We start from the raw sequence: 26,244 nt of genomic DNA, 5'->3' as shown, positions 1-26,244 counted from the left end.
GTCGACCGTTGAACCGGTCGGTTCCGAGAATGGCCGAGTATGGTTAACAACCTCTCTCCAGGCGCACCTTCTTATCCCCCGAGTGCGCTCATGCACTCAGCAAATCAGCAGAAACGTGGCGATAGTGTGTTGGCAGGACCAGATCGGTCAGGGCTTCATCGAGCCGGTCTCGATATAACGCTGATGCCAGGACAGGGCTTCGGCGAGCAGGGAAGGCGACTGCTGGCCGTAGGAACCTTGTCGCGCACGCCTGTAATAGTCGGCAAGCGTCGGCTTGTAGTCGGGATGCGCACAGTTCTCGATGATGACCTCGGCGCGCTGTTTCGGCGACAGTCCGCGCAGGTCGGCCAGGCCCTGCTCGGTCACGATGACCTGCACGTCCTGCGTGATGTGGTCGACGTGGCTGACCTGAGGCACGATTGCCGAGATCTTGCCGCCCTTGGCCGTCGACGGCGTCGTGAAGATCGAGATGTAGGCGTTGCGGGCGAAATCGCCGGAGCCGCCGATGCCGTTCTGGATGCGCGAGCCCATGACATGGGTGGAGTTCACGTTGCCATAGATGTCGGCCTCGATCAGCCCGTTCATGGAAAGGACGCCGAGGCGCCGGATCAGCTCCGGGTGGTTGCTGATCTCCTGGGGCCGCAGGATGATGCGGTCTCGGAACGCGTCCATCTCGGCATTGAGCTCGGCGGCAGCGTCCGGGCTAAGCGAGAGCGACGTAGCCGACGCCATGCGCAGCCGTCCCGCGCGAAGCAGGTCCAGCATGCCGTCCTGCAGCACTTCCGTGTAGGCGGTCATGCCGTCGAACGGGCCTTCGGCCAAGCCGGTGAGCACGGCATTGGCGATGTTGCCGACGCCCGACTGGATCGGCAGCAGCGAGGCGGGCAGGCGCCCCTTGGCGACCTCGTGGCGGAAGAACTCGATCACATGGCCGGCAATCGAACGGGCAACGGCGTCGGGAGGCGTGAACGGCTGGTTGCGGTCCGGCGAATCGGTCTCGACGATGGCGACGATCTTGTCGGGATCGACGCGGAAGCAGGTGTCGCCGATACGGTCGTCGGGCCGAACCAACGGGATCGGCACGCGGTTCGGCGGCAGCGCCGTGCCGTAGTAGAGGTCGTGCATGCCTTCGAGCGCCGGGTTCTGCCAGCTGTTCACCTCGAGGATGATGCGATCGGCGCGGTCGAGCCACGTCTTGTTGTTGCCGACCGAGGAAGAGGGGATCAACGCGCCGTCCTCGCGGATGCCGGTGACCTCGATCAGGGCCGTGTCGAGCGGCCCCAGAAAACCCTGCCAGGCCATCGGGGCGACCTGGCTGAGGTGCATGTCGAAATATTCCATCTCGCCGCGGTTGATCTTCTCGCGCGCGATCGGATCGGAATTGTAGGGCAGGCGGAACTCGATGCCGTCGGCCTTTGCAAGCGCACCGTCCAGCTCGGGACCCGTCGAAGCGCCGGTCCATACCCGGATGCCGAAGGGCCGGCCTGCGGCGTGTTCGGCCTCGATGCGCGCCGCCAGCGCCAGCGGCACGGCCTTGGGATAGCCTGAACCCGTAAAGCCGCTCATGCCGACGGTGCTGCCGCTCGGGATCAGGGCCGCAGCGGCGTCGACGCTCATCACCTTCGAGCGCAACTTCGCCTGATGGATCCGTGAGTTGTCCGCCACGGCTATCTCCATAGTTGCCCGGGCGGCGAGCGCTGCCCGGGTAGGTTCTATTCTTGTTCTTGTGGTCTTCTGGTTGGCTTTCAGGGTGCGTCGTCGTCGCCTCTGAAGCCTGCCGAGATTATTCCTCGGGCACCACGCGCACGGCGCCTTTGTCAGCGCTGGTGGCGAAGGCGGCGTAGGCGCGCAGCGCGGTGGTCACGTTGCGCTTGCGCTTCTCGACCGGCTTCCAGCCCTTCACATCCTGCTCGGCGCGGCGGGCCAGAAGCTCGTCGTCGCTGACCTTGAGGTTGATCGTGCGGTTGGGAATGTCGATCTCGATGATGTCGCCCTCGCGAACGAGGCCGATCGCGCCGCCGGTCGCCGCTTCCGGCGAGGCATGGCCGATGGAGAGGCCCGACGTGCCGCCGGAGAAACGGCCGTCGGTCAACAGCGCGCAGGCTTTGCCGAGGCCCTTCGACTTCAGGTAGCTCGTCGGATAGAGCATTTCCTGCATGCCGGGACCGCCCTTCGGGCCCTCGTAGCGGATGACGACGACATCCCCGGCCTTGACCTCGTTGCCCAAAATGCCCTTCACGGCGGCATCCTGGCTCTCGAACACCTTTGCCGGACCGGTGAATTTCAGGATGGACTCGTCGACGCCGGCGGTCTTCACCACGCAGCCGTCGAGCGCGATGTTGCCCTTGAGCACGGCGAGACCGCCGTCCTTGGAGAACGGGTGCTCGGCGGAACGGATCACGCCATTCTCACGGTCGAGGTCGAGATCGTCCCAGCGGCGGTTCTGGCTGAACGCGACCTGGGTGGGCACGCCGCCCGGCGCCGCCTTGAAGAACTCGTGCACCTTGGAGCTGTTCGTCCGTCCGATGTCCCAATGCTCGATGGCCTGGCCGAGTGTGGCCGTATGGACGGTTGGGCAGTCGCGGTTGATGAGGCCGGCTTTGTCGAGTTCGCCGAGGATCGCCATGATGCCGCCTGCGCGGTGCACGTCCTCGACATGCACGTCGGCCTTGGCCGGCGCGACCTTGCTCAGCACCGGCACCCTCCGCGACAGCGCATCGATGTCGTCCATGGTGAAGTCGACGCCGCCCTCATAGGCCGCGGCCAGGATGTGCAGCACCGTGTTGGTCGAGCCGCCCATTGCGATGTCGAGCGCCATGGCGTTCTCGAACGCCTGCTTCGAGGCGATCCTGCGCGGCAGCACGCTCTCGTCGTCCTGCTCGTAGTAGCGCTGGCAGAGGTCGACCGAGAGATGTCCGGCCTCGACGAACAGTCGCTCGCGGTCGGCATGGGTGGCGAGCGTAGTGCCGTTACCGGGCAGCGACAGGCCGAGCGCCTCGGTGAGGCAGTTCATGGAATTTGCGGTGAACATGCCCGAGCAGGAGCCGCAGGTCGGGCAGGCGGAGCGCTCGATGACCTTGACCTCCTCGTCGGAGACGCTGTCGTCGGCGGCGGCCACCATGGCGTCGATCAAGTCCACGGCGGTGACCTTGTCCTTCCAGACGACCTTGCCGGCTTCCATCGGGCCGCCGGAGACGAAGACGGCCGGGATGTTGAGGCGCATGGCGGCCATCAGCATGCCGGGCGTGATCTTGTCGCAGTTGGAGATGCAGACCATGGCGTCGGCGCAATGCGCGTTGACCATGTACTCGACACTGTCGGCGATCACTTCGCGCGACGGCAGCGAATAGAGCATGCCGTCATGGCCCATGGCGATGCCGTCGTCGACGGCGATCGTGTTGAATTCCTTGGCGACGCCGCCAGCCTTTTCGATCTCGCGGGCGACGAGTTGGCCGAGGTCCTTAAGGTGCACGTGGCCCGGCACGAACTGGGTGAAGGAGTTGACCACCGCGATGATCGGCTTGCCGAAGTCGGAGTCCTTCATGCCTGTGGCGCGCCACAGGCCGCGGGCGCCGGCCATGTTGCGGCCATGAGTGGTTGTACGGGAACGATAGGCTGGCATAGGCGTGGCTTTCGGAGCGTTCTACAGTTGCCTGTCTAATAGCTCCAATTTCCCAGACAGCAAACCCGGCAATGCGCCGACGCCTGATTGAGGTCGCCGGCGCATCTGGTGACTAGGCGAGCTGCGGACCGATGGTCACCTCGAGCGGCGCCAGGCCGGCGACCGTGCCGACCAGCTTGTCGCCCGCCTCGACAGGGCCGACGCCGTGGGGCGTGCCGGTGAGCACGATGTCGCCCGGTTGCAGGTCGAAATACTCCGAAAGGCGGGCGATGATCTCGGGCAGCGTCCAGATCAGCAGGCTGAGGTCGGAGTCCTGCCGCACTTGGCCGTTGACGGTGAGCTTGATGGCTCCGGACGTGATGTGGCCGACTTTGCTGACCGGGCTGATCGGTCCGCAAGGGCAGGAAAAGTCGAAGGATTTGCCGATCTCCCAAGGCTTGCCGTTGCCCTGGATGTCGCGGCGGGTCATGTCGAGCGCGACGCAGTAGCCCCAGACGTGATCCATCGCCTCCGCCTCGGAGATGTTGCGTCCGCCCTTGCCGATGGCGATCGCCAGTTCGATCTCATGATGGAAGTTCTTGGTCACCGAAGGATAGGGAACAGTGGCCCCGGAAGCGACGATCGCATCGGTCGGCTTCTGGAAAAAGATTGGCGGGTCGCGCTCGACGTCGCCGCCCATTTCCTGGACATGCGCGACATAGTTGCGCCCCACGCAATAGATCCGGCGCACGGGAAAGCGCTGGGCCGATCCCGCGACCGCAAGGCTTACCGGTGGCGAAGGTGCGATCACAAAATCAGTGCGCGCGTCCATCATCATTCCTCCCGTTCTCGTTTGTATGAACTGCCCGATGGGTATCATACATGTTCGTCGAGTCAATCGCGGAAAATGTATGATTTATGTCTGATGCATGGAGTCGTCTGGAATCCTTCCAAAAATGCAAAATGCCCTTTGACACATGTATGGGTTCCGTTAGCATCCGGGTCGTGCGTTCCGGCCGGACGGTAGTGAAGCGGCGGGGGCGGAACATTTGGGAGGAAACGAATGTCGATGCATTTTCTGAAGGCGACCCTGGCAGGTATCGCCCTGACCGCGGCGACGGTCACCGCCGCGATGGCGCAAACAACCCCGATCACGGTGGTGCTGCCCAACCCCTCTGCGCTGAACGTGTTTCCGCTGCACGTCGCGATCGGTGAGGGCTATTTCAAGGAGGAAGGTCTCGAGGTGCGGGTCGAGGCGGTGAACGGCTCCGCTTCGGTGCTGCAGACGCTGGCGTCCGGGCAGGGCCAGATCGGTCAGCCGGGCCCAGGCCCCGTTCTGGCGGCGCGCTCGCGCGGCGAGGACGTCGTGTTCCTCTACAATCTTTATCCGAAAACGGGCTTCGGCGTGGTCGTGCGGGAGGAATCCACTGCCAAGACGCCGGCTGATCTCAAGGGCACGACCATTGGCGTGGGCACTGCCGACGGCGCCGAGGTGGGCTTCACCCGCAACATCATGACCGGCCTGGGGCTGACCGAAGGCAAGGACTACGAGTTCTTGACCGTCGGCGACGGCGGAACCGCGGCCGCAGCCTTCCTCAACAATGAGGTCGACGCCTATGCGGCGGCCGTCGTGGATATGGTTATCATCGAATCCCGCGGCATTCCGCTGCGCGAGATCACCCCTGACGAATATTTGGGCTATTTCGCCAACGGCTTCGCCGCGAACCGCGCCTATATTGAGGCCAACCCCAAGGTGATCGAAGGATTCGGCCGCGCCATCGTCAAGGGCTACAAGTTCGGCATCGATCCCGCCAACACCGACAAGGTGATCGAGCATGCTGCGGTGGCCAACCCGCAGGAGGCGGAAGATCGCAAGTTCGCGCTGGCGGTGTTCGAAGCGGTCAAGCAGCGCATGACCCCGCTCGATGCCTCGCGCCCGTCAGGCTACCAGCCGCCCGAAGACTGGGAAAAGTGGCACAAGAGCGTGGTCGAGTCCAAGTCGATCCCCGCGCCGCTGGACGACCTGACCAAAGCCTACACGAACGAGTTCGTGGAAACCTGGAACAAGTAGATGACGTTACAGGCGGCGATGGGCGACCGTCGCGAGGAGACCGGTCGCGCTGCGCGGCCGGTCTACGAGCTGCGGGGCGTCACCAAGACCTACGGACAGGGCAAGATCGAGGCGCTGGGCAAGACCGACATCGTACTCGCCGAGGGCAGCTTCTCCTCGGTGATCGGCCCGTCGGGATGCGGCAAGTCGACCCTGCTCAAGATAATGGCCGGCCTGACGCCGCCGAGCTCAGGCAGGGTGGTGCTTGACGGCACCCCCGTCACCGGGCCGCGTCGGGACATCGGCATGATGTTCCAGCAGGCCACGCTGTTTCCTTGGCGCACGACGCTGGAGAACATCGTGCTTCCCATCGAAATCCGCGACGGCCGCGCTGCCGCACGGAACACCCACGCCGAGGCGCGCGAGTTGCTCGAGCTGGTTGGCCTGAAAGGTTTCGACAGCGTCTATTCGCATCAGCTTTCCGGCGGCATGGCGCAGCGCGCCGCGATCTGCCGGATGCTGATCACGCGGCCGCAGGTGTTGCTGCTCGACGAACCGTTCAGCGCGCTGGACGAGCTGTCGCGCGACTTCATGAACCTGGAGCTGCAGCGGGTGTGCATGGCGCGCAACGCGACCGCCTTCCTCATCACCCATTCGATCCCGGAGGCGGTGTTCCTGTCGGACAAAATCTACGTCATGTCGCCGAGGCCGGGCCGCATCGTCGAGATCGTCGACATCGACCTGCCGCGGCCGCGCACGGTGGAAATGATGGTGGATCCGGCATTCGGGGCCTACGTCAACCGCATTCGGTCCTTGCTCGACAAGGGGGCGTTCAAATGAGCGATGTCGCCGGTGAAATCGATACCGTCTGGACCGAAAAGGTCCCGCTTATCGATCGCATTCCCCGCCCCGTCGCGATCGCAGGCGTGCTGATCACGTTCCTCGCCGTTTGGCAGGGCATACATTTCTTCAGGATCGTGTCGCCGATCATCCTGCCGTCGCCCGCCGAAACCTGGCAGGACATCCTGACGGTCGGCGCCAATCTCCTGACGGGCGGCTACATGCTGACGGCCTTCTGGATCACGACGCAGGAGGTGCTGCTCGGTTTCGTACTCGCTACGCTGATCGGCTTCAGCCTGGGCGTGCTGGTCGGTGAGACGGCTTTCGGCGAGCGAGCGGTGCTGCCCTATCTGGTGGCCATCGACACCATGCCGAAGGTTGCCTTCGCGCCGCTGTTTCTCGCCTGGCTGGGCTTCGGCATCAGCTCCAAGGTGGCGCTTGCGGCTTTTGTCGCAACCTTCCCCATCGTGGTCGGCACGGCAGCCGGCATCCACGCCGCCGACGAGAACGCCCGCATGCTGTTCAAGACGATGGGCGCATCGCGCTGGCAGACGCTGTTCAAGATGAAGGTGCCGACGGGCCTGCCCCAGATCTTCACGGGGCTGAAGATTGCCGCTGTCGGTGTCATGGCGGGCGCGATCACCGCGGAATTTCTCGGCGGCGGCAAGGGTTTTGGCGAGCTCATCCGGGTTGCGGCGTCGCAATTGCAGACGCCGCGGGTCTTCTCGCTGATCCTCTACCTCAGCCTCCTGGGCTTCGCGCTCTTCTGGCTGGTGGTGCTGATAGAGCGCCGGCTGGTATTCTGGCATCGTTCGACGGCGGCGCAGATTGACGCCCGCTGACGGCCGCCGTAGCGCTATGAGCCTCACATCGAAGCAACTGGAGCGTGACTGACTTCCATGCCGATCTTGGTACAGGGCGAACCCGGCGACGACGCCGGATCGTCGAGGGAACGGGGCGGCTCGGGACGCCGGGGCGCCGAAAAGGCCACCAGCGCGACGCTCGTCTATCATCAGCTGAAGCGCGACCTGTTGCAGAGTCTCTACGGGCCGGGCGAGAAGCTGCTGATCGAGACGGTCGCGCAAAGATACGGCGCCGGCACCAATCCCGTCCGGGAAGCGCTCAACCGTCTGGCCGCTGAGCGGCTGGTCGATCGCGCTGACCAGCGCGGCTTTTCGGTTCCGGCGCTCTCGCTTGATCACTTCCGCGAACTGGTGAAGACGCGCTGCTGGCTGGAAGGCAAGGCGCTGGCGGAATCGGTGCGCAATCGGACGGAGGCTTGGGAGGACGGCGTTGTTCTTTCGCTGCATCGCCTGCTGCGCACCCCGTTCCGCTTCGGCGAGGATGTGTCGCTCAAGGACGACAATAGCGACTGGGAAGCCCGGCACCGGCACTTCCACCGGGCGCTGATTGCGAACTGCGGCTCCCGATGGCTGTTGCGCTTCTGTGAGGAGCTGATGGATCAGGCCGAAAGGTATCGCTACATTTCGGGCATCAATACCTATCCGCGTCGCGACTCGGATGCGGAGCACCGCGCGATCGCCGATGCCGCCCTCGAAGGGAATGCCGACCTCGCCGTGCAGCGCCTGGTGGCTCAGTATGAGCTGACGCTGCAGCTCTATGAGGCCAAGGTGCTGGCGGCAACCAACAGCGATCCGATGCAGGGCGGCGAACCGCAGTGATCGACGGAATCGATCTGGAAACGCTGCTCTGGCTGGCCGGCATGCTGGTTTTCGGGGGAGCCGTCACCGGCATTCTGGCCGGGCTATTCGGGGTAGGCGGCGGCGCCATCACCGTCCCGGTGCTGTTCGAGGTGTTCGGGGTCCTTGGGATAGAGGACGAGGTGCGCATGCCGCTGGCCGTGGGCACCTCGCTCGCCATCATCATCCCGACATCGTTCCGCTCCTTTCGCGGCCACTACCGCAAGGGCGCGGTCGACACCGGCATCCTGCGCAAATGGGCCGTGCCCATCATTCTCGGCGTACTCCTGGGTTCGGTGATCGCCCGCTACGCCACGCCCGCCGTGTTTCAGGGAGCCTTCGTGATCGTGGGCGGCATCACTGTCACCAAGCTGCTGTTCGGGCGCGAGTCGTGGCGGCTGGCAGAGCAATTGCCGTCGGGAAACATCCTGCGCCTCTACGGTATGGTGGTCGGCCTCCTGTCCGCGCTCATGGGCATCGGCGGAGGGGCGCTGTCCACGCTCGTTCTCACCCTGCATGGCCGCCCCATCCATCAGGCGGTTGCGACATCCTCGGGCGTCGGCATGCTGATCTCCATCCCCGGTGCGCTGGGCTATGTGGCGGCCGGCTGGGGGCGCGCCGGGTTGCCTCCCGACGCGCTTGGCTTCGTGTCGCTTCTCGGCTGCGCGCTCGTCATCCCCACGGCTTTCCTGACGACGCAGATCGGCGTCAATCTGGCCCATTCCATGTCGCGTCGGAAGCTGGAGATCCTCTTCGGCCTCTTCATCCTGACCGTCTGCGTGCGGTTCCTGCTGGCGATGGTGATGTGATATCCCGCAGCAGGATGCGGGCTGTGGATGCGCCCCCCGAAGTTCCGGGGCGCGCCCACCGGCGGCCTTGACTCGTCGCGCGGCGATGCGCAACACGGCGGCAACATCCGAAAAACCTTGGGAGAGCCCGAGATGTCAATTGCATTCACTTTCCCCGGTCAGGGCAGCCAGTCAGTCGGCATGGGCAAGGCGTTGGCCGAGGCGTTCCCGGAGGCGAGGCGCGTTTTCGACGAGGTGGACGATGCGCTCGGCGAGAAGCTGTCGCAGGTTATGTGGGAGGGGCCTGAGGACCGCCTGACACTCACCGCCAACGCCCAGCCTGGGCTGATGGCCGTTTCGATGGCCGCGCTGCAGGCGCTGGAAGCGCAAGGCGTTTCGCTCAAGGACAAGGTCGCGTACGTCGCCGGCCACTCGCTGGGGGAATACTCGGCGCTGTGCGCGGCGGGCACGTTTTCGCTGGCCGATACGGCGCGGCTGCTCCGCATCCGCGGCAACGCGATGCAGGAGGCCGTGCCGGCGGGCGAGGGGGCCATGGCCGCCATCCTGGGGCTGGAGCAGCAGGCGGTCGAGGACGCCTGTCGCGAGGCGGGCGGGCCCTGCCAGGTTGCCAACGACAACGGCGGCGGCCAATTGGTCATCTCTGGCGCCAAGGCGGCGGTAGAGGAGGCGGCACGGCTTTGCACCGACAAGGGCGCCAAGCGTGCGCTGATGCTGCAGGTTTCGGCTCCCTTCCACTCCGCACTGATGGGACCGGCGGCCGACGCCATGCGCGACGCGCTGGCAAAAGTCGGGAAGCGCGCGCCGATCGTGCCGGTCGTTTGCAACGTCTCTGTCAATCCTGTCACCGATCCGGACGAGATCGTGAAGCGGTTGGTCGAGCAGGTGACCGGGCGCGTCCGGTGGCGCGAGACGGTGGAGTGGTTCGCCGCGAATGGCGTGACCACGCTCTACGAGATCGGTTCCGGCAAGGTGCTGTCGGGACTTGCCAAGCGCATCGCGAAGGACGTGTCGACGGCCAATGTGTCGACGCCCGCCGACGTGGAGGCGGCGGCAGCGGCGTTGGGGTGAGGTTGGGCAGATCCTTGTAGCGCGGGGATCGTTTCGATCCGATATGCTCAGGTCAGCAACACTCAAAGACGGCGTCGCCGCATGCCGGGCAAGCGGGATTTTGGCGCCGCTGGCCGACTTCTGGAGTTATCGCGTGGGCGACTGCAGAGTGAACTGCGATGCCCCGGACAAGAGAAACGTCATCCTGGGCGTGGCGATGGGAAATCGGCACAACGTTTGTCGATGATCGCTCCGACCACGTCCTTAGGAACAAGGGAAAGAAACCAATGCTTGATCTGACCGGGCGCAAAGCCCTCGTGACCGGCGCCACCGGCGGCATAGGCGAGTCGGTGGCGCGGCTGCTGCACGCGCAGGGCGCAATCGTCGGTCTGCACGGCACTCGCGTGGAAAAACTCGAGGCGCTGGCCGCTGAGCTCGGGGACCGCGTGATGGTGTTTCCGGCGAATCTCTCCGACCGGGATGAGGTGAAGGCGCTAGGCCAGAAGGCCGAGGCCGATCTCGAAGGCGTCGATATCCTGGTCAACAACGCCGGCATCACCAGGGACGGCCTGTTCGTGCGCATGTCCGATGCGGACTGGGATTCGGTTATCGAGGTCAATCTGACGGCCGTATTCCGGCTGACTCGCGAACTGACTCACCCGATGATGCGCCGCCGGCATGGCCGCATCATCAACATAACCTCCGTGGTGGGCGTGACCGGCAACCCTGGCCAGGCGAACTACTGTGCCTCCAAGGCCGGCATGATAGGATTCTCCAAGTCGCTGGCGCAGGAGATCGCCACCCGCAACGTGACGGTGAACTGCGTTGCGCCGGGCTTCATCGAATCGGCGATGACCGGCAAGCTGAACGACAAGCAGAAGGAAGCCATCATGGGCGCGATTCCCATGAAGCGCATGGGGACGGGCGACGAAGTCGCCGCGGCCGTCGTCTTCCTGGCTTCGAACGAGGCCGGCTACGTGACGGGGCAGACAATTCACGTCAACGGCGGCATGGCGATGATCTGAGAACAGCGGACTCTGGGGAGAGTTGACTGGGGAACGCCGTGGAATGCCGGGTTTTCGCCTTGGACAGGCCGAGGATTTCGTGTAATGCGGCCTCCGAAGCGGTCGTCCGGCCCAGAACTGCCGGAAAAACCGCCCCTTTGAGGGAACATCTTAAGCCTTGATCAGTGGCAATCGTGCCGCTAACGAAGTAAGCGAATTCTTTAGACGAGGATGCCCATATGAGCGACACCGCAGAACGCGTGAAGAAGATCGTTGTCGAACACCTTGGTGTCGATGCGGACAAGGTCACTGAAGCCGCGAGCTTCATCGATGATCTCGGCGCCGACAGCCTGGACACGGTCGAGCTCGTGATGGCGTTCGAAGAGGAATTCGGCGTCGAGATTCCTGACGACGCGGCCGAGACGATTCTGACCGTGGGCGACGCGGTCAAGTACATCGACAAGGCTTCGGCCTAGTCCTTCCGCCTCAGCCGTCGTTTTTTCAGGAAAGGCGGTCATGAGACGCGTCGTTGTTACTGGTATCGGACTCCTCTCGCCCTTCGGAATGGGGGCGGAGCATAGCTGGCGGGAACTGCTGACAGGCAAGAGCGCCTGCCGCCGGATTACCGAGTTCGAGGTCGACGATCTGCCGTGCAAGATCGCGAACGTCATCCCGCGCGGCGACGGCGCGAACGGCACGTTCAATCCCGAGGCGGTGCTCGAGCCCAAGGAACTCCGCAAGATCGGCGACTTCATCCTCTACGGCATCGCCGCAGCGGATGAGGCGCTGGCGGACTCCGGCTGGAAGCCCGAAACGGAAGCCGACCGCAACGCCACAGGCGTGATGATCGGTTCCGGCATCGGCGGCATCTCGGGCATTGCCGAGAACGCCCTGATCCTGAAGGAACGCGGCCCGCGCCGCATCAGCCCCTTCTTTATTCCCGGCAACATAATCAATCTGGTCTCGGGCCAGGTGTCGATCCGGCACGGGCTGAAGGGCCCGAATCACGCCGTCGTCACGGCCTGCTCGACCGGCGCACACGCCATCGGCGATGCGGCGCGGCTGATCATGTTCGGCGACGCCGACGTGATGCTGGCCGGCGGTTCCGAATCGCCGATCGACCGCCTGTCGATGGCGGGCTTCGCAGCCTGCCGCGCGCTCTCCACCGAGCGCAACGACACCCCGGAAATCGCATCGCGGCCCTATGACAAGGATCGCGACGGTTTCGTGATGGGCGAGGGCGCCGGCGTAGTCGTGCTCGAAGAGCTCGAGCATGCCAAGGCACGCGGCGCCAAGATTTATGCCGAGGTCGTCGGCTACGGCCTGACGGGCGACGCCTATCACATCACCGCACCCTCCGAGGACGGGGACGGCGCCTTCCGCTGCATGAGTGCGGCGCTCAAGCGTGCGAACATCGTTCCGGCTGACGTCGATTACATCAACGCCCATGGCACCTCGACCATGGCCGACACGATCGAACTCGGCGCTGTCGAGCGGCTGGTCGGAAATGCGGCGTCGAAGATCTCGATGTCGTCGACGAAATCTTCGATCGGGCACCTTCTGGGCGCCGCCGGCGCAGCCGAGGCGATCTTCTCTGTGCTCGCCATCCGCGACAACATCGCTCCCGCCACCATCAATCTGGACAACCCGTCTGTGGCGACGGCGATCGATCTCGTGCCGCACAAGCCGCGCGAGCGCCGGATCGATGTCGCAGTGTCCAACTCGTTCGGATTTGGCGGAACCAACGCATCGCTCGTGTTCCAGCGTTACAATGGCTGACCGGCGCATCGTGCCGTGATTTTTGCCATATTCGCCTATAGTCTGCCGGTCACGCCTGATTCACCAGAAAGCGCCGTCGACCGATGACAATCGAAACCGAAAGCACCGGCAGTTTCGGCAGAGCCGCCGATGGCGCGCAGACGATCGTGCCGAAATCCGCCAGCGATGCGTTGCGCCCCGAGGCTGGCACGCCACCTCCGAAACGGTCGCGGGGATCTCGCAACCAGTTCGTGGTGTTCCTGAACTTCGTCGTTTCGGCCCTCTTCCTGGTGGCGATCGCGGCGGTCGTCGCTCTCTACTTCGGAAAGCGAACATTCGAGGCGCCAGGGCCGTCGACGACGGCATCCACGGTGCTGATCAAGCCGAACTCCGGCGTCCAGGACATTGCCGATCAGCTCGAACGCCGCGGCCTCATCTCCGATGCGCGAATCTTCTGGCTCGGCACGCGCGCCTTGGGTGCAGACGGAAAGCTGAAGGCCGGCGAGTATGAGGTCAAGGCCGGCGCTTCCATGCGCGACATCATGGAAGTGCTGAAGAGCGGCAAATCGATCCTCTATTCGTTGACCATCCCGGAGGGGCTGACGGTGGAGCAGGCCTTCCAGCGGATCGCGGAACACGAGGCCTTGTCGGGCGACATGCCGGCTTCTGTTCCTGTCGAGGGCAGCCTTGCCGCGGACACGCAACGCTTTACGCGCGGCACCACCCGCCAGCAGATCGTCGACAAGCTGCTTGCCGACCAGGACAAACTGGTCGAGGACATCTGGAATAGGCGCGCCCGCGACCTGCCGCTGGCCAACAGGGATGAGTTTGTCATCCTCGCGTCCATCGTGGAAAAGGAGACGGGCGTCGCCGACGAGCGCTCGCGTGTGGCGGCCGTCTTCGTCAACAGGCTCAACAAGGGCATGCGCCTGCAGTCGGATCCGACGATCATCTACGGCATCTACGGCGGCAAGGGTAAGCCCGCCGAAAAGCCGATCACCCAGTCCGACCTGAAGAAGCAGACGCCGTACAACACCTATCTCATCAACGGCCTGCCGCCGACGCCAATTGCAAATCCCGGCCGCGCCGCGCTCGAAGCGGTCGCCAACCCATCGCAGACCGCAGACCTCTACTTCGTCGCGGACGGGACCGGCGGCCACGTCTTCGCCAAGACCCTCGATGAGCACAATGAGAACGTGGCGCGCTGGCGGGTGATCGAGAAGAAGAAGGCCGCGGAGGCGGCAGCCGCCGCCTCGCAGGGCGCAGCATCGACCACCGGCCAGTAGCCGGTCTCTAAATAGGGGGCGCTCGCAATGAAATTGCAGAGCATGACCGGATTTGCGCGCGCCAGCGCACAGTTCGCCGGCGCGCAGATCGCGTGGGAAGTGAAATCGGTGAATGGCAAGAGCGCCGACGGCCGTTTCCGCCTGCCGCCGGGCTTCGAGCGGATCGAGCCGGTGACGCGCCAGAGGCTCCAGAAGACCTTCGCGCGGGGCAACTTCCAGGCGACGCTCACGCTGACGCGGCCCGCTATCCAGGTTCAGCCTGTCGTCAACGAGGCATTTCTCAAGGACTTGGCGGGTCTTGCGAAGCGTCTCCAGGAGCAGTTCGGGGCGGCTCCGGCGAGCGCCGACGGCCTGCTCGCACTACGCGGCGTGCTGGATATTCCGGAGGCGGTGGAGAGCGAAGAGGGCCGCGCCGCGCTGGACGTGGCGATCCTTGCCGTGTTCGATACGGCGCTTTCCGACTTGGAGGCGGCGCGTCAGCGCGAAGGGGAAGCCCTGGGCGCCTTGCTGTCCTCTCACCTCGACCAGATGGAAGCGCTGACGCTCAAGGCCGAAGCCGACCCGTCGCGTGAGGTCGAGTCGATCCGGAGGAAGCTGGCCGAGCAGGTTAGCCTGCTGCTCGACGCGGCTGCCGGCCTCGACGAGGCTCGCCTCCACGCCGAAGCGGCGTTCCTGGCGACCAAGGCTGACATTCGCGAGGAGATCGATCGTCTCAAGACGCATGTCGCGTCCGGCCGCGCGCTGCTGGCCGCCGGCGGAGCGGTGGGCCGCAAGCTCGACTTCCTGGCGCAGGAATTCAATCGCGAATCTAATACCTTGTGTTCGAAATCGAATGCGGCCTCGGTGACCGCGATCGGCCTCGAACTGAAGGCGGTCGTCGACCAGTTTCGCGAACAGGTCCAGAATTTGGAGTAGATCGAGGAATGACGCGACCGAAGTCAGCGGATGGCATCAGCCGCAGGGGGCTGATGCTGGTGCTTTCCTCCCCATCGGGGGCAGGAAAGTCCACTATTGCCCGCAACCTGCTGGAAATCGACCATGGCTTCGAGCTGTCGGTGAGCGTGACGACGCGCCAGCGGCGCGGCAGCGAGATAGACGGGGTGCACTACCATTTCCGCGATCAGCGCGAGTTCGAGTTCCTGCGTGAGAACGACGAACTGCTGGAATGGGCGGAGGTGCACGGCAACTTCTATGCGACTCCCCGCAAGCCGGCGGAAAGGGCGATGGCCGATGGCCGCGACATGCTGTTCGATATCGACTGGCAGGGCGCGGTGCAGCTCAAGGAGAAGATGCGCGGCGACATCGTCTCGATCTTCATCCTGCCGCCTTCGATGGCGGAGCTGAAGGCGCGGCTGCAGCGGCGCGCGGAAGATGCGGCCGAGTCGATCGAGCGCCGGCTGAACAACGCGAAGATCGAGATCGAGCACTGGCGCGAGTACGACTACGTCGTCGTCAACGACGACCTGGACCGGGCTTTCGCGGAAGTGCGGGCGATCGTGACGGCGGAACGCCTGCGCCGCGATCGCCGGCCGGGCCTGTTCGAGTTCGTTTCGTCGCTGCTTGACGAAAAGACGACTTAGGATTGCAGGCGGGTGGGGCCGCCGGCGTTAGCGGCGTCTTCCTTCATCGATACTCGCCTGTATGTAAGGGCCGGCAGCGACGCCCAGAGGGCGATCGCTATCCTCGAAATGCGTTCGCCAGCGCCACGAACTCGGCGACGCTCAGCGTCTCAGCGCGCCGCGTGCCATCGATGCCGGTGGCTTCGAGCAGGCGCTCGCCGCCGACCGGCTTCAGGCTCTGGCGGAGCATCTTGCGGCGTTGCCCGAACGCCGCCTCCGTGATGCGGCCAAGCGTGCGGACGTCGGCCGGCAGCGGCTCGGCGCGGGGCACGAGATGTACCACCGAGGACGTCACCTTTGGCGGCGGCACGAAGGCCTGCGGCGGCACGTCGAAGGCGATCCCGGCTTCCGTGCGCCAACCGGCCAGGACTCCGAGACGGCCGTAGGCGTCGCTTCGCGGCTTCGCGATGATGCGCTCGGCCACTTCGCGCTGGAACATCAGCGTCATGGACATGTAGAGCGGCGGCCACTCGTCGACGGTAAGCCAGCGCACCAGCAGTTCGGTGCCGACATTGTAGGGGAGGTTGGCGACGATCTTGACCGGACCGGAGCCGGCGATCTCGCGAAAATCCGTCTTCAGGGCGTCGCCGGGGATGACCTCGAGCCGTCCGGGATAGTGCGCCGAGACTTCCTCCAGCGCCGCCAGGCAGCGCTCGTCCCGCTCGATGGCGACGACCTTGCGTGCGCCGTGCAGCAGCAGCGCGCGGGTGAGACCACCGGGTCCTGGACCGACCTCGACGACGGTGACGTTTGAAAGGTCGCCTGCCGCACGCGCGATCTTACCCGTCAGGTTGAGGTCGAGCAGGAAGTTCTGGCCGAGCGACTTCTTGGCGGCGAGTTGGTGGCGCTCGATCACCTCGCGCAGGGGCGGCAGGCCGTCGATGCTCATGAAGCGGCCGCTTGGCGGTCGGCGAGTTGGCGCGCCAGCCTCAGCGCGGCAAAAAAGCTGTCGGGCCGCGCCCTGCCGCTGCCGGCGAGGTCGAAGGCGGTGCCATGGTCCGGCGAGGTGCGAATGAAGGGCAGCCCCAGCGTCACGTTGACCGTCTCGTCGAACGCGAGCGCCTTCGCGGGAATCAGCGCCTGGTCGTGATACATGCAGATGGCGGCGTCGTAGGCGGCGCGGGCTTGGGGATGGAACATGGTGTCCGCGGGCAGGGGACCGAACGCTTCGATTCCGCTGGAGCGCAGTTGTTCGATCGCGGGCGCGATGACGTCGACGTCCTCCCGGCCCATGGCGCCGCTCTCTCCGGCGTGAGGGTTAAGTCCGGAGACAGCAAGCCGCGGCCTGGCGAGGCCGAAGCGGCGACGCAGGTCGTTGTGGGTGATGCGCACTGTCTGCACGATCAGATCCTGCGTCAGCAGGCCCGGCACGGCAGCCAGCGGCACGTGGATCGTGACCGGTACGGCGCGAAGCTCGGGGCCCGCCAGCATCATGACAGGGAAGGCAGGCGCGCCGGTGCAGGCCTCGGCCAGATGCGCAAGGTATTCCGTGTGGCCGGGGAAGTCGAAGCCCGCGTCGTAGAGCGACTTCTTGGCGACGGGGCCGGTGACCAGCGCGTCGGCAACGCCTGTCACGACGTCCTCGACCGCACGGTCGATGGCCGCGACGATTCCCTTGGCGTCGGCCTGGTCGGCGCGCCCTGTCTGCCGGCTGAAGCGGGCGCCGAGCGGAACGACGGACAACGCCTGCTCGAATGTCGACGTCGCTTCGGACGGCATGACCGAGGCGATGGGCACCGCAAGCCCCATCGCGGCCGCCCGGTCCACCAGGAAATCCGGGTCGCAGATCACATAGAAGGGGGGAATGCCGGCCTGCTGCCGCTGCGCCCATGCGGCCAGCACGATGTCCGGGCCGACGCCCGCAGGATCGCCGACCGTCGCCGCGAGAGGTTTTGCGTGATCAGCCATCTATGGGAGCAGGGCGGAGGAGTGCGTCAGCGTTCGACGATCTTCGCCTTCTCGCGCAATTCCTGCGTGTAGGTCTTGCTGAGCTCGTCGGCGTTGGCGCCCTTGCTGGATTCGGCCTGGAACACCAGCTCCGCCACGCGGTCGTCCGATACCTCGCGCGCGCTGCAGATTCCGATGAACTCGATCCCACGTTCCGTCTGGCGCACCGGCGTGGCCGCGCCACTCTTGGTCGCCTTGATCGGCTCGGCCCAGTCCGCCGGCAACTGCGGCTCGAGCACGCGGCCGAGATCGCGCACGGTCACGTCGATCAGGCCCTTGGCGAAGCTGCGGGTCGTCTCGCAGCTGCGGAAGCGCATGCGCATGGCCTCGGCTTCGCGCTTGCGCTTGGCGATATCGCCGCGCTGCCCGGCAGGCACCACGAAGATCACCTGCTGCAGCATGTATTCCGTTGCCTTTGGCTTTTCGCCGCCCCTCTGGAGCATCTGACGGACGAGGTTCTGCTCGCGGGATCCGCCCTTGGCGCCCGGGCCGGCTCCGCCGCCAGCGCCGGTCGAGCGGTGGCGGGCGCCGAGCGCCTGGTTCCAGGCCATCTGCGAACGGATGTATTCCTTGAAGTGCGACTTGGTCACGCCGGCCTGCCCCAAGATCTTGTCCAGCGCATCGAGCGGCATCTTGTTGTCCTTGGCGAAGCGCGCGTAGGCGGTGTCCACCTGCTCGTCAGTCACCTTGATGCCGAGGCGCGCGGCTTCGGCGTTGCGCAGCGTCTGCTCGATCATCTGGTCGGATGCGTTGCCCTTGCCCCGCTGCAGGCGGATGAAGGCGGCGCGTCGCTGGATGTCGTAGCTGGTGATGGGGATGTTGTTGACGACGTATTTGATCTCGCTCGCCTGAGCGACGCCGACTAGATCCATGCCCATCGGCAGGTGAGCACTCGCCGTCAGCACGGCGACTGCTGCTGCAAATCCTAGCATTCGCGGCGAAAACATCCAGATCTTCCCCATTCCCATCCGGCCACACCAAAGTGTTCGGGTGCCACCCTTATGCGGCGAAAGCATGTCAGTCGGACTGTTGTCTATATCCCAGCCCCGATATCGCCAAGAGTGCGGAAGGAAAGATTGAAGCCGATGCTGGTGGAAGTTTCCTCGCTGACCCGGTTGATCGACTGCGAAACTGTCATCAGGTAGGTGAAGCACTCGTCGGCGTAGGAGACGCCAACGCCGCGGTTGAGCATGCGCTCGTTCTCGACGTCGAAGGTCGCCGACGCAAAGACGCGCCAGTTCTCGCCGATCTTGGCCGACGCACCGCCAGAGACCTCTGCCCGGTCGACGGCGAAGCCGTAAAGGGGCTGCGCCTCGATGAACGCATACTTTGCGTTGATGGAGAAGCGGTCGGCGACATATCCGGCCCTGACCTCGGTCCTGCGGATGTCGAACGTCTCCTCGTCGAGGCGGGCGCTCAGCGACGCCGACAGGCCGAAGGGCGTGCCGAAGCCGATCAGGCCGACATAGTCCGAGGTCTCGGTTTCCAGGCCCGAAAATGCGCCGGCGTTGACCAGGTCCGGGGAGGCGAAGGAATTGCGTCCCGCGAGCTGGTAGGACTGGCCGAAAATGCCGTTCGTGGTCCATCCGTGGGCGAATGAGCCGGAGTAGCGCACGCCGAGATTCGCCCGCGTGCCGCCTTCGATGCGGTCATAGCCGGAGAACTTGTCGCGCTCGAACAGCGTGGTGGCGTCGAAGACGAAGCTCTGGGCGTCCTCGTTGATGATCCCCAGTTCGTCGCTATAGGGCTCATCCGGCCGGGCGAAGACCTGCGCGACCGGCTCGAGCACATGGGTCGAGCTCGTCGTCGAGAACAGCACGGGCCAGCGCACGTCGAGCCCTGCGGTCGCCATGTAGCGATAGAGCGCCGAGCGCACGTCCGCCGCGACGCCGAGCTCCCTGCCCATGATGTCGATGCTCGCCACCGATATGTTGGCGACATCAGAGTACATTGCGTCGCCCTGCATCTGAAGCAGCGGGCTGACCACAAGGCCGCCGGGACCGACGATCGACCGGCGCCATTCGGCCTCGGCGGTCATGCGGCCGCTCCATCCGTCGACTCCGCGCACGACCGGCGCGGTCAGCGCCACGTCCTGCGTATCACGGTAGAGGGTGCGTGCGTTGACGTCGATGTTGATCTCGCCGCCAGCGATGGGCTCGTCCGGCGTATAGGCATAGTCGAAGGTCGGCAGCGCCAATGGCTGCTTCTCGTCGCGTCCGTTGAAGACGTCTTCCTGCACGTCGAACTTCATGGCGCGAAGGTCGAAGAAGTTGCGGTCGTTGAGACCCGTCAGGTAGGTCTCCGAGCGGAACACATAGTTGTCGAACCCGGCGATGCCGTATGTATAGGCGAAGTCCTTGTCGGTCTGCGCCAGTGCGTTCCAGCCGAAGCTCCAGCGCGGGTTGAGGACGAAGTCGCCCTTGCTGCCGATCATGCCGCGGAAGCGGTTGAGATCATCCGGCTTGCCGCGGTCCACGGTGTTTGGATCGAACGCCTCAGGATCGGCCTGGTAGATCCCCGCCATCTTGAGGTTGTACTGGCCGTTGTTGAAGCGCTGCTGCCACTCGGCCTCGCCGAGGAAACCCTGCTCCGAGTAGCCGGTGCCGGTTACAGTCAGGTCATAGGTTGGGGACAGCGCGAAGTAGTACGGGATGTAGGCGCCGTAGCCGAGGTCGGACTTGTAGGCGAGGCCGGGCAGCAGGAAGCCCGACTTGCGCTTGACCGACGGATCCGGGATCTCGAATGCGGGCAGCAGCGCGATCGGCATGCCCCACATTTCGAAACGCGGCTTCTCGAAGCGGATCATCTTGGTCTTGCCGTTCCAGATGATCTTCTGCGACTTGATTCGCCAGATGGGGGCCTTGTCGGGCTTGTCCTCGCAGGGTGCGCAGGCCGTGTAGACGCCGTTGTTGAAGGTGGTGAGGACGCCGCTGCGCCGCTCGGCGCTCTCAGCGCCGAAATAGGTCTTGTCCGTGGTCACGACCTGCAGGGCGTTGACGAAGCCGTCGCCGAAATCGTCGGTGATGTCGATCTCGCTGGCGTAGAATTTCGTCCCTTCGGGATCGACGATCTCGACCTTGCCGGTAGCCAGCAGGCGGCCCGTCTCGCTGTTGTAGATGACCTTCTCGGCCACAACGCGATTGCCGCCGTATTCGAGGCGAACGCCGCCGACTGCGGTGACCGTCGAAAGGTCCTGATCGTAGACCAGCGTGTCCGCTTCGAGCAGCAACTGCGAGTTTTCGGGAACGTTCTGCTCGAGCGCCAGGTTCTGCGCGTGAAGAGGCGCTGCGACATATGCCAGTACGCAGGCGAGCGCTGTGGCACCCAGCAGGCGCGACAGACGCCGCGGCCGCTGACGGAGGGCTGACACCGAGCCCACTAGCCGTCTTCCCTGTAGAGCAGGAATGTCACACCGAGAAAGATTGCCACCACGACCGGAAACCATGCCGCCACGACCGGAGGGACAATCCCCGAGGTCCCGAACGCTTTGACCAAAACCGATACGACATAAAGCAGAAAGCCGGCGACTACGCCACCCAGAATCAAAGGAACGGATTGTCCTAGCCTCGTAAATTTAAGCGACACGGTGGCCGCGATAAGCGTCATCGCCACCAACAGGGGAGGCAGCGCCAGCAGGGAGTGCAATTGCATCGAGAAGGCATTGGCGCGCAACCCGAACGATTGTGCGACCTCGATCTTCGACGGCAATTCGAAAAGTGGAATCGTTTCGGGACGCGCCAGCCGCTCCTGTACGAACTCCTCACGCAGATTCGTGGGAATCTGCAGGTCCGGGATGTTCATTTCCTGAACGCCGTCCTTGTACCGGTCGACGTCGACGAGTTCCCAATAGCCGTCCCGGAGATAGGCACGGCTGGCGTCCAGCCGCTCGAAGATGTTGCCGTCCGAATCGATACGGAAGAAGCTGGCGCCGGCCAATTCCATCCCCTGGTTGAGGGAGGCCTGGGCTCCGATGATGGTGTCGGTGTCGTCGGTCTTCTGGCGGATCCAGGGCACGGTCGCGCCCGCCCGCTTGGGGTCCGTGGCCTTCATGTCGGCCTCGTACATCTGCGAGCGCGCGAGACCTGCCGCCGCCAGCGGATTGAAGGCGACGATCATGATGATGCCGAGCAGGAAGGCCGCTACGCCGAGCGGCAGCAGGAACTGCCAGACGGAGATGCCGGCGGCGCGCGTGATCACCAGTTCGGAGCGCCGGTTGAGCGAAACCAGCAGCGCCATCGCCGAGAACAGAGCCACGAACGGCACCGTCTGGAGCATGAACATCGGCACGCGGAGCGCGACGATGCCGAGCGTCTTGATGAAGGAGAAGTCCGGCAGACCGGACATCCGGGTCGAGAACTCGGCAAAGTCGATGATGAAGACCAGCGCGAACATGCCGAGGAACAGCCAAATCGTGATGACGACGTAGCGCTGGAACAGATATCTTCCGAGAGTCCATCCCATCAGACGCCGCCCTCCGCAGTGTGCGAATTGCGCCGCAAGCGCTTCCTCAGGGAATCGATCCGGTCGATCCAACTGCGCAGCAGTCCGGCCGAGCGCTCGGTGAAGGCCTGTGGGAGTTCCAGCGTTCGATTCGCAAGAATGAAGCGGATGCAGATGGCGGCGGTGATGATCGGCACGCCGTATATGAACGGGACGAGCCAGGCAGTCGTATGCGCCTCGTTGGCGACGATGAAGCCAGCCCATCGCACGAGCAGTGCGAGCGTCAGCACCGTCAGAGTGGGATGGATGCGGGCCTCCCGGTGAGAGCGCGCATCGCCTGCCACCGCGACTGCGATGAGGGCGAAGATCAGCGGGTACGTCCATTCAGCGAATCGACGATGCAACTCGGCCCGGAACTGCTGTGGATTGCGCTTGAACTGGTAGTCGTTGGGATCGGGATTGAGCAGGTAGGGGATCGTCTGGTCCTTCGGATACATCACGATCACCTGGTCCTGCGGCGCGAAGAGCGACAGGTCGAACGCGTAGGTCTCGAACCGCACGACGGAGACGTCGCTGCCCGGGCGCTTCCGGTGCACGACGCCATCCTGCATGAGGAGCACATCCTGATTGCCGAGGCGCGCGACCCGCCCGTTCTTCGCATAATAGGCGAGCTCAACCTCCGGGTCCCTTGAATCGGCAACGAAAATGCCACCCAACGTGCCGTTGGCGAGCCGTTCGCCGATCTGCAAATAGAGCCCGTCCTCGACCTTGCGGAAGGTGCCCTCCTGAATGATCGTGGACAGCAGGTCGGCGCGCGCTTCCGCGACGAGTTCACGCGCGCGCTGGCGGGCATAGGGGTCGACGGCGTTGTCGACGACGAAGGAGACGAGGCTGACCGCGAGCCCGAGCAGCAGCATCGGCTTGATGACGGTGGTGCGCGAGCTTCCCGAGGCGTTGATGACGACCAGCTCCGAATCGGTGTTCATCACCGACAGCGTCTGCGAGACGCCGAGCGCCACGGCGAAGGGCATGACCATCGGCGCCACCGAAGGCAGGATCAGCGTCGCCAGCTCGAGGAAGGAGAGTACCGATTGCCCGTTCGTGGTGACCAGGTCGATGCGCTCGAGCACCTGCGTCGTCCAGACGATCGCCAGCGTCCAGCCGAGGGCCGCGGCAAAAACCACGAACGCCCGACGAAATATATAGCGTTCAATGATCTTCATTGAATCCGTGGATGCTCGTTTCGGCTGGTCACGCGTTGGCGCGCAACGTAGTGTCCCGCCGCCCGAGGCACAACCGGTTTCCAGTTCGTAACTATCGGCCGCCGCGTCAGCTTCGTTCAAATTGTCTGGGTCATCACCTAATAAATGGCCAACAAAGTTGGTTAACGGCGCCCTGTGGATACTGCGCTGCAGCGCTTTGGCGCACCCCGGTTATCAACAGTCGGTCCATCTTGACGGTCCGCAATTTTGACGCGCGCGCTTGCCAATCACTGCCGTTCGACCAAGAGTCGGAGCCAGGCGACCCATCGGGCGGAGCGGGAGATCATGAAGAACAGGCCATCAGTCAAATTCGCGGGCATGACGGTCCCGAAGAAGGGAAGCGTCCTCGTGCTTGCGGCCCAGAAGGCGAAGCTCGGACCGCTGGCGAAGGATCTGGACACCGCCGCTGCCCTGACGCGCGCCTTCGGCGTCGCCGAATTCTCCGGCAAGTTCGGCGCTGTCGTCGATGTGCTCGCGCCAGCGGGTTCCGACCTCGACAGCATCGTCGCGGTGGGCGTGGGAGATCCGGAGGCGCTCGATGAGTTTGCCTGGATGAAGCTGGGCGGGGTCATCTCCGGCCACTTCCGCCGGGCCGGCGAGTGCGCCATCGTGCTCGATCTGGACGGCCGGGCGGTTTCCGGCGTCGAAGCCGCGAACCTGGCGGCGGGCATGCTCCTGCGCGCCTATGGCTTCGACAAGTACAAGACCAGGAACGATTCGGCCGGCAAGGCAGACGCCTCCAAGCGGCCGAAGTTCACCATCCTCTGTGCCGAGCCCACGCAGGCGAAGCGCGCCTTCGTCGTGCTGGAGGGCCTCGCGGACGGCGTCGACCTCGCGCGCGACCTCGTCAACGAACCGGCCAACATGCTGGGGCCGGTGGAGTTCGGCGAGCGCGCAAGAGAACTCACGAAGCTCGGGGTGAAGGTCGAAATTCTCGGCGAGAAGGAGATGAAGAAACTCGGCATGGGGGCGCTGCTGGGTGTCAACCAGGGCTCTGTTCGGCCGCCCTGCCTGGCGGTCATGCAGTGGCGCGGCGGCAACGCCAATGAACCGCCGGTCGCCTTCGTCGGCAAGGGCGTGGTGTTCGACACCGGCGGCAACTCGATCAAGCCGGCGTCCAGCATGGAGGACATGCGCGGCGACGTCGGCGGCGCGGCTGCGGTGGTGGGCGCCATGCACGCGATCGCGGCCCGCAAGGCCAAAGCAAACGTGATCGGCATCATCGGCTGCGTCGAGAACATGGTCGACGGCAACGCGCAGCGGCCGGGCGACATCGTCACCTCCATGTCGGGTCAGACCATCGAGGTGCTGAACACCGATGCGGAAGGGCGGCTCGTTCTGGCCGACGCCATGTGGTACTGCCAGCAAAAGTTCAAGCCGAAGGCGATGATCGACCTGGCGACCCTCACCGGGGCTATCATGGTGGCGCTGGGCCAGCATCACGCAGGTCTTTTCTCCAACGACGACGCCCTTGCGGGCAAGCTGACGGCGGCAGGCCTGGCGACCCAGGAACGCGTCTGGCGCATGCCCCTTGGCCCCGAGTACGACAAGCTGATCGACAGCAAGAACGCCGACATGAAGAACATCGGCGGACGCCACGGCGGCGCAATCTCGGCGGCCCAGTTCCTGCAGCGCTTCGTCAAGGACACGCCATGGGCGCATCTCGACATCGCGGGCACTGCGCTGGCGGCGCCGGCCAGCGAGATCAACCAGTCCTGGGCGAGCGGGTTTGGCGTGCGCCTGCTCGACAGGCTCGTTCGCGACAACTACGAATCCTGATGGCCGAGGCGTTTTTCTACCATTTGACCGAATCGACGCTGGAGCAGGCGCTGCCTCCGCTGCTCGAGAAGAGCCTGCAGCGCGGCTGGAACGTCGTGGTGCAGGCGGGCAGCGAAGAGCGTCGCGATGCGCTCGATATCCATCTGTGGACCTATCGCGACGATTCTTTTCTGGCTCACGGGACCGATCGCGACGCACATCCGGCCGACCAGGCGGTCCTGCTGACGACGGCCGATTCGAACCTGAACGACGCGAAGATCCGGTTCATCGTCGACGGGGCTTCGCCGCCTGACCTCACGCCATACGAGCGCGCGGTGTTCATGTTCGACGGCCATGACGCGGCGCAGCTGGAAGCTGCGCGGCGTCACTGGAAGGAGACCAGGGCGGCCGGGCATGCGGTCACCTACTGGCAGCAGACATCCGGCGGCCGCTGGGAGCGGCAGGCCTGATGCGCTTCGTCTTCCTACTGGTTTTGCTGTCGGGCGCGGCGGTCGGCGTCGGCTATCCGTGGTACGTGCACAATTTCTCCGGCGATCTGATCGGTACGTGGCGGGCTTACGACAGGGCGTCCGGGTTCCGGTCTTTCGATGCGCCCCTGGCCGAGGCGGACGCGCCGGTGCGCGTGCTGGTCGACTTGACTGCGCTTGGCACACCTACCTTCGAGCAGGACCGGACCGTGCTGACCATCACGGCGGCGACCGGCGGCCGCACGGTGATTGCCGACACCTTGTCGTTTCACAATTCCGCGTCGCCGCGCGAGGTCAGCCCGCAGACCAGCGACAAGATCTTCCGCGCTGAGGCCGGTCTCATCGACCCGGTCGCGCCCGGCATCTACACCTTCACACTGGGGCCCGGCGATGCCGATGCCATCAACATGCGCTCGGTCGATGTCGTGCTGCGGTCCGACGCCGCGATGCTCGACCCGCGCGCGCAGCCGCTGGGCTTTGCGCTGATGGCGGTCGGTTTCATCGGCCTCGTTGCGGCGAGTCGGCGCAGGCGCGGCGGCCCACCGCAAAACCCGAACTCGCAGCCCCCGCCGCCGCGGTGGGGCAGGAACGCGGGCGATCGTTGAGCGCAATCGCGTTCAGACATCTCCGGCGAT

The 26,244-nt window shown here is 64.8% G+C and carries 24 protein-coding genes; 15 read left to right on the top strand and 9 right to left on the bottom strand.

Annotated features, from left to right (window positions below):
• Positions 1 to 147: 147 nt before the first annotated feature.
• The 3 genes from PD284_RS17410 to PD284_RS17400 all read right to left on the bottom strand — a co-directional run bounded on the left by PD284_RS17410 (position 148) and on the right by PD284_RS17400 (position 4,436).
• On the bottom strand, positions 148 to 1,677 hold the full coding sequence (locus PD284_RS17410) for an acetyl-CoA hydrolase/transferase family protein (protein WP_411956227.1): 1,530 nt from the start codon (positions 1,675 to 1,677) through the stop codon (positions 148 to 150).
• 106 nt (positions 1,678 to 1,783) lie between these two features.
• The gene (ilvD, locus tag PD284_RS17405; RefSeq protein WP_274629421.1) at positions 1,784 to 3,622 is read right to left on the bottom strand and encodes a dihydroxy-acid dehydratase; all 1,839 of its coding nucleotides are present in this window, start codon (positions 3,620 to 3,622) and stop codon (positions 1,784 to 1,786) included.
• 112 nt (positions 3,623 to 3,734) lie between these two features.
• Positions 3,735 to 4,436, bottom strand: coding sequence for a fumarylacetoacetate hydrolase family protein (locus PD284_RS17400; protein WP_411956277.1), 702 nt, complete (start codon positions 4,434 to 4,436; stop codon positions 3,735 to 3,737).
• Between the two features lie 228 nt (positions 4,437 to 4,664).
• Here PD284_RS17400 and PD284_RS17395 point away from each other — a divergent pair, with 228 nt between their 5' ends.
• The 12 genes from PD284_RS17395 to gmk all read left to right on the top strand — a co-directional run bounded on the left by PD284_RS17395 (position 4,665) and on the right by gmk (position 15,675).
• Positions 4,665 to 5,672: an ABC transporter substrate-binding protein gene (locus PD284_RS17395; RefSeq protein WP_274629419.1), complete on the top strand. Its 1,008-nt coding sequence runs from the start codon at positions 4,665 to 4,667 to the stop codon at positions 5,670 to 5,672.
• Positions 5,673 to 6,491, top strand: coding sequence for an ABC transporter ATP-binding protein (locus tag PD284_RS17390; RefSeq protein WP_274629418.1), 819 nt, complete (start codon positions 5,673 to 5,675; stop codon positions 6,489 to 6,491). It begins immediately after the preceding gene.
• Entirely contained in the window at positions 6,488 to 7,333 is an 846-nt protein-coding gene (locus tag PD284_RS17385) for an ABC transporter permease (RefSeq protein WP_274629417.1), read from the top strand. The genes PD284_RS17390 and PD284_RS17385 overlap by 4 nt, the downstream gene beginning before the upstream one ends.
• Positions 7,334 to 7,390: 57 nt before the next feature.
• Positions 7,391 to 8,173, top strand: coding sequence for a GntR family transcriptional regulator (locus PD284_RS17380; protein WP_274629416.1), 783 nt, complete (start codon positions 7,391 to 7,393; stop codon positions 8,171 to 8,173).
• Entirely contained in the window at positions 8,170 to 9,000 is an 831-nt protein-coding gene (locus PD284_RS17375; protein WP_274629415.1) for a sulfite exporter TauE/SafE family protein, read from the top strand. The genes PD284_RS17380 and PD284_RS17375 overlap by 4 nt, the downstream gene beginning before the upstream one ends.
• A 132-nt stretch (positions 9,001 to 9,132) precedes the next feature.
• Positions 9,133 to 10,068, top strand: a complete 936-nt coding sequence (fabD, locus tag PD284_RS17370) for an ACP S-malonyltransferase (protein WP_274629414.1) — start codon at positions 9,133 to 9,135, stop codon at positions 10,066 to 10,068.
• A 266-nt stretch (positions 10,069 to 10,334) separates the two neighbouring features.
• Positions 10,335 to 11,072, top strand: coding sequence for a 3-oxoacyl-[acyl-carrier-protein] reductase (gene fabG / locus PD284_RS17365; protein ID WP_274629413.1), 738 nt, complete (start codon positions 10,335 to 10,337; stop codon positions 11,070 to 11,072).
• 218 nt (positions 11,073 to 11,290) lie between these two features.
• Positions 11,291 to 11,527: an acyl carrier protein gene (locus PD284_RS17360; RefSeq protein ID WP_018427111.1), complete on the top strand. Its 237-nt coding sequence runs from the start codon at positions 11,291 to 11,293 to the stop codon at positions 11,525 to 11,527.
• Positions 11,528 to 11,567: 40 nt separating this feature from the next.
• Positions 11,568 to 12,830, top strand: coding sequence for a beta-ketoacyl-ACP synthase II (fabF, locus tag PD284_RS17355; RefSeq protein ID WP_274629412.1), 1,263 nt, complete (start codon positions 11,568 to 11,570; stop codon positions 12,828 to 12,830).
• A gap of 83 nt (positions 12,831 to 12,913) precedes the next feature.
• A complete protein-coding gene (mltG, locus tag PD284_RS17350; protein ID WP_274629411.1) occupies positions 12,914 to 14,095 on the top strand; it encodes an endolytic transglycosylase MltG in 1,182 nt (393 codons plus the stop codon).
• Between the two features lie 27 nt (positions 14,096 to 14,122).
• Positions 14,123 to 15,010: a YicC/YloC family endoribonuclease gene (locus PD284_RS17345; protein WP_274629410.1), complete on the top strand. Its 888-nt coding sequence runs from the start codon at positions 14,123 to 14,125 to the stop codon at positions 15,008 to 15,010.
• 8 nt (positions 15,011 to 15,018) lie between these two features.
• Positions 15,019 to 15,675, top strand: a complete 657-nt coding sequence (gmk, locus tag PD284_RS17340) for a guanylate kinase (protein WP_274629409.1) — start codon at positions 15,019 to 15,021, stop codon at positions 15,673 to 15,675.
• Positions 15,676 to 15,772: 97 nt separating this feature from the next.
• Here the strand turns inward: gmk and rsmA are convergent, their stop codons facing one another.
• The 6 genes from rsmA to lptF form a co-directional block, all read right to left on the bottom strand.
• On the bottom strand, positions 15,773 to 16,603 hold the full coding sequence (gene rsmA / locus PD284_RS17335; protein ID WP_274629408.1) for a 16S rRNA (adenine(1518)-N(6)/adenine(1519)-N(6))-dimethyltransferase RsmA: 831 nt from the start codon (positions 16,601 to 16,603) through the stop codon (positions 15,773 to 15,775).
• Complete coding sequence (pdxA, locus tag PD284_RS17330) at positions 16,600 to 17,622, bottom strand: 4-hydroxythreonine-4-phosphate dehydrogenase PdxA (RefSeq protein ID WP_274629407.1); 1,023 nt, start codon at positions 17,620 to 17,622, stop codon at positions 16,600 to 16,602. Before pdxA ends, rsmA begins: the two co-directional genes overlap by 4 nt.
• Positions 17,623 to 17,648: 26 nt before the next feature.
• Entirely contained in the window at positions 17,649 to 18,608 is a 960-nt protein-coding gene (locus PD284_RS17325; RefSeq protein WP_274629406.1) for a peptidylprolyl isomerase, read from the bottom strand.
• An 86-nt stretch (positions 18,609 to 18,694) separates the two neighbouring features.
• A complete protein-coding gene (locus PD284_RS17320; RefSeq protein WP_411956226.1) occupies positions 18,695 to 21,040 on the bottom strand; it encodes an LPS-assembly protein LptD in 2,346 nt (781 codons plus the stop codon).
• On the bottom strand, positions 21,040 to 22,125 hold the full coding sequence (lptG, locus tag PD284_RS17315) for an LPS export ABC transporter permease LptG (protein ID WP_274630678.1): 1,086 nt from the start codon (positions 22,123 to 22,125) through the stop codon (positions 21,040 to 21,042). Before lptG ends, PD284_RS17320 begins: the two co-directional genes overlap by 1 nt.
• Positions 22,122 to 23,324 (bottom strand): LPS export ABC transporter permease LptF, encoded by a 1,203-nt coding sequence (gene lptF / locus PD284_RS17310; RefSeq protein WP_274629404.1) that lies wholly within the window; start codon positions 23,322 to 23,324, stop codon positions 22,122 to 22,124. Before lptF ends, lptG begins: the two co-directional genes overlap by 4 nt.
• A gap of 324 nt (positions 23,325 to 23,648) precedes the next feature.
• On the opposite strand from lptF, the gene PD284_RS17305 reads away from it, so the two are divergent.
• Genes PD284_RS17305 through PD284_RS17295 form a run of 3 tightly spaced genes read left to right on the top strand, consistent with a single transcriptional unit; the run spans position 23,649 to position 26,214 of the window.
• On the top strand, positions 23,649 to 25,142 hold the full coding sequence (locus PD284_RS17305; protein WP_274629403.1) for a leucyl aminopeptidase: 1,494 nt from the start codon (positions 23,649 to 23,651) through the stop codon (positions 25,140 to 25,142).
• Positions 25,142 to 25,591, top strand: coding sequence for a DNA polymerase III subunit chi (locus PD284_RS17300; protein ID WP_274629402.1), 450 nt, complete (start codon positions 25,142 to 25,144; stop codon positions 25,589 to 25,591). The genes PD284_RS17305 and PD284_RS17300 overlap by 1 nt, the downstream gene beginning before the upstream one ends.
• Positions 25,591 to 26,214, top strand: a complete 624-nt coding sequence (locus tag PD284_RS17295; protein ID WP_274629401.1) for a hypothetical protein — start codon at positions 25,591 to 25,593, stop codon at positions 26,212 to 26,214. The genes PD284_RS17300 and PD284_RS17295 overlap by 1 nt, the downstream gene beginning before the upstream one ends.
• Positions 26,215 to 26,244: the final 30 nt, after the last annotated feature.

The organism is Mesorhizobium shangrilense, assembly GCF_028826155.1.
Taxonomy (GTDB): domain Bacteria; phylum Pseudomonadota; class Alphaproteobacteria; order Rhizobiales; family Rhizobiaceae; genus Arvimicrobium; species Arvimicrobium flavum.
The sequence above is the reverse complement of the archived record's forward strand: the minus strand, read 5'-3'. Positions and strand labels throughout refer to the sequence as shown.

Excerpts from the sequence above, each read along its gene's own strand:
- PD284_RS17410 (WP_411956227.1), bottom strand. The coding sequence starts at position 1,677 with ATGGAGATAGCCGTGGCGGACAACTCACGGATCCATCAGGCGAAGTTG.
- ilvD (WP_274629421.1), bottom strand. The coding sequence starts at position 3,622 with ATGCCAGCCTATCGTTCCCGTACAACCACTCATGGCCGCAACATGGCC.
- PD284_RS17400 (WP_411956277.1), bottom strand. The coding sequence starts at position 4,436 with ATGATGGACGCGCGCACTGATTTTGTGATCGCACCTTCGCCACCGGTA.
- PD284_RS17395 (WP_274629419.1), top strand. The coding sequence starts at position 4,665 with ATGTCGATGCATTTTCTGAAGGCGACCCTGGCAGGTATCGCCCTGACC.
- PD284_RS17390 (WP_274629418.1), top strand. The coding sequence starts at position 5,673 with ATGACGTTACAGGCGGCGATGGGCGACCGTCGCGAGGAGACCGGTCGC.
- PD284_RS17385 (WP_274629417.1), top strand. The coding sequence starts at position 6,488 with ATGAGCGATGTCGCCGGTGAAATCGATACCGTCTGGACCGAAAAGGTC.
- PD284_RS17380 (WP_274629416.1), top strand. The coding sequence starts at position 7,391 with ATGCCGATCTTGGTACAGGGCGAACCCGGCGACGACGCCGGATCGTCG.
- fabD (WP_274629414.1), top strand. The coding sequence starts at position 9,133 with ATGTCAATTGCATTCACTTTCCCCGGTCAGGGCAGCCAGTCAGTCGGC.
- fabG (WP_274629413.1), top strand. The coding sequence starts at position 10,335 with ATGCTTGATCTGACCGGGCGCAAAGCCCTCGTGACCGGCGCCACCGGC.
- PD284_RS17360 (WP_018427111.1), top strand. The coding sequence starts at position 11,291 with ATGAGCGACACCGCAGAACGCGTGAAGAAGATCGTTGTCGAACACCTT.
- fabF (WP_274629412.1), top strand. The coding sequence starts at position 11,568 with ATGAGACGCGTCGTTGTTACTGGTATCGGACTCCTCTCGCCCTTCGGA.
- mltG (WP_274629411.1), top strand. The coding sequence starts at position 12,914 with ATGACAATCGAAACCGAAAGCACCGGCAGTTTCGGCAGAGCCGCCGAT.
- PD284_RS17345 (WP_274629410.1), top strand. The coding sequence starts at position 14,123 with ATGAAATTGCAGAGCATGACCGGATTTGCGCGCGCCAGCGCACAGTTC.
- gmk (WP_274629409.1), top strand. The coding sequence starts at position 15,019 with ATGACGCGACCGAAGTCAGCGGATGGCATCAGCCGCAGGGGGCTGATG.
- rsmA (WP_274629408.1), bottom strand. The coding sequence starts at position 16,603 with ATGAGCATCGACGGCCTGCCGCCCCTGCGCGAGGTGATCGAGCGCCAC.
- pdxA (WP_274629407.1), bottom strand. The coding sequence starts at position 17,622 with ATGGCTGATCACGCAAAACCTCTCGCGGCGACGGTCGGCGATCCTGCG.
- PD284_RS17325 (WP_274629406.1), bottom strand. The coding sequence starts at position 18,608 with ATGTTTTCGCCGCGAATGCTAGGATTTGCAGCAGCAGTCGCCGTGCTG.
- lptF (WP_274629404.1), bottom strand. The coding sequence starts at position 23,324 with ATGAAGATCATTGAACGCTATATATTTCGTCGGGCGTTCGTGGTTTTT.
- PD284_RS17305 (WP_274629403.1), top strand. The coding sequence starts at position 23,649 with ATGAAGAACAGGCCATCAGTCAAATTCGCGGGCATGACGGTCCCGAAG.
- PD284_RS17300 (WP_274629402.1), top strand. The coding sequence starts at position 25,142 with ATGGCCGAGGCGTTTTTCTACCATTTGACCGAATCGACGCTGGAGCAG.
- PD284_RS17295 (WP_274629401.1), top strand. The coding sequence starts at position 25,591 with ATGCGCTTCGTCTTCCTACTGGTTTTGCTGTCGGGCGCGGCGGTCGGC.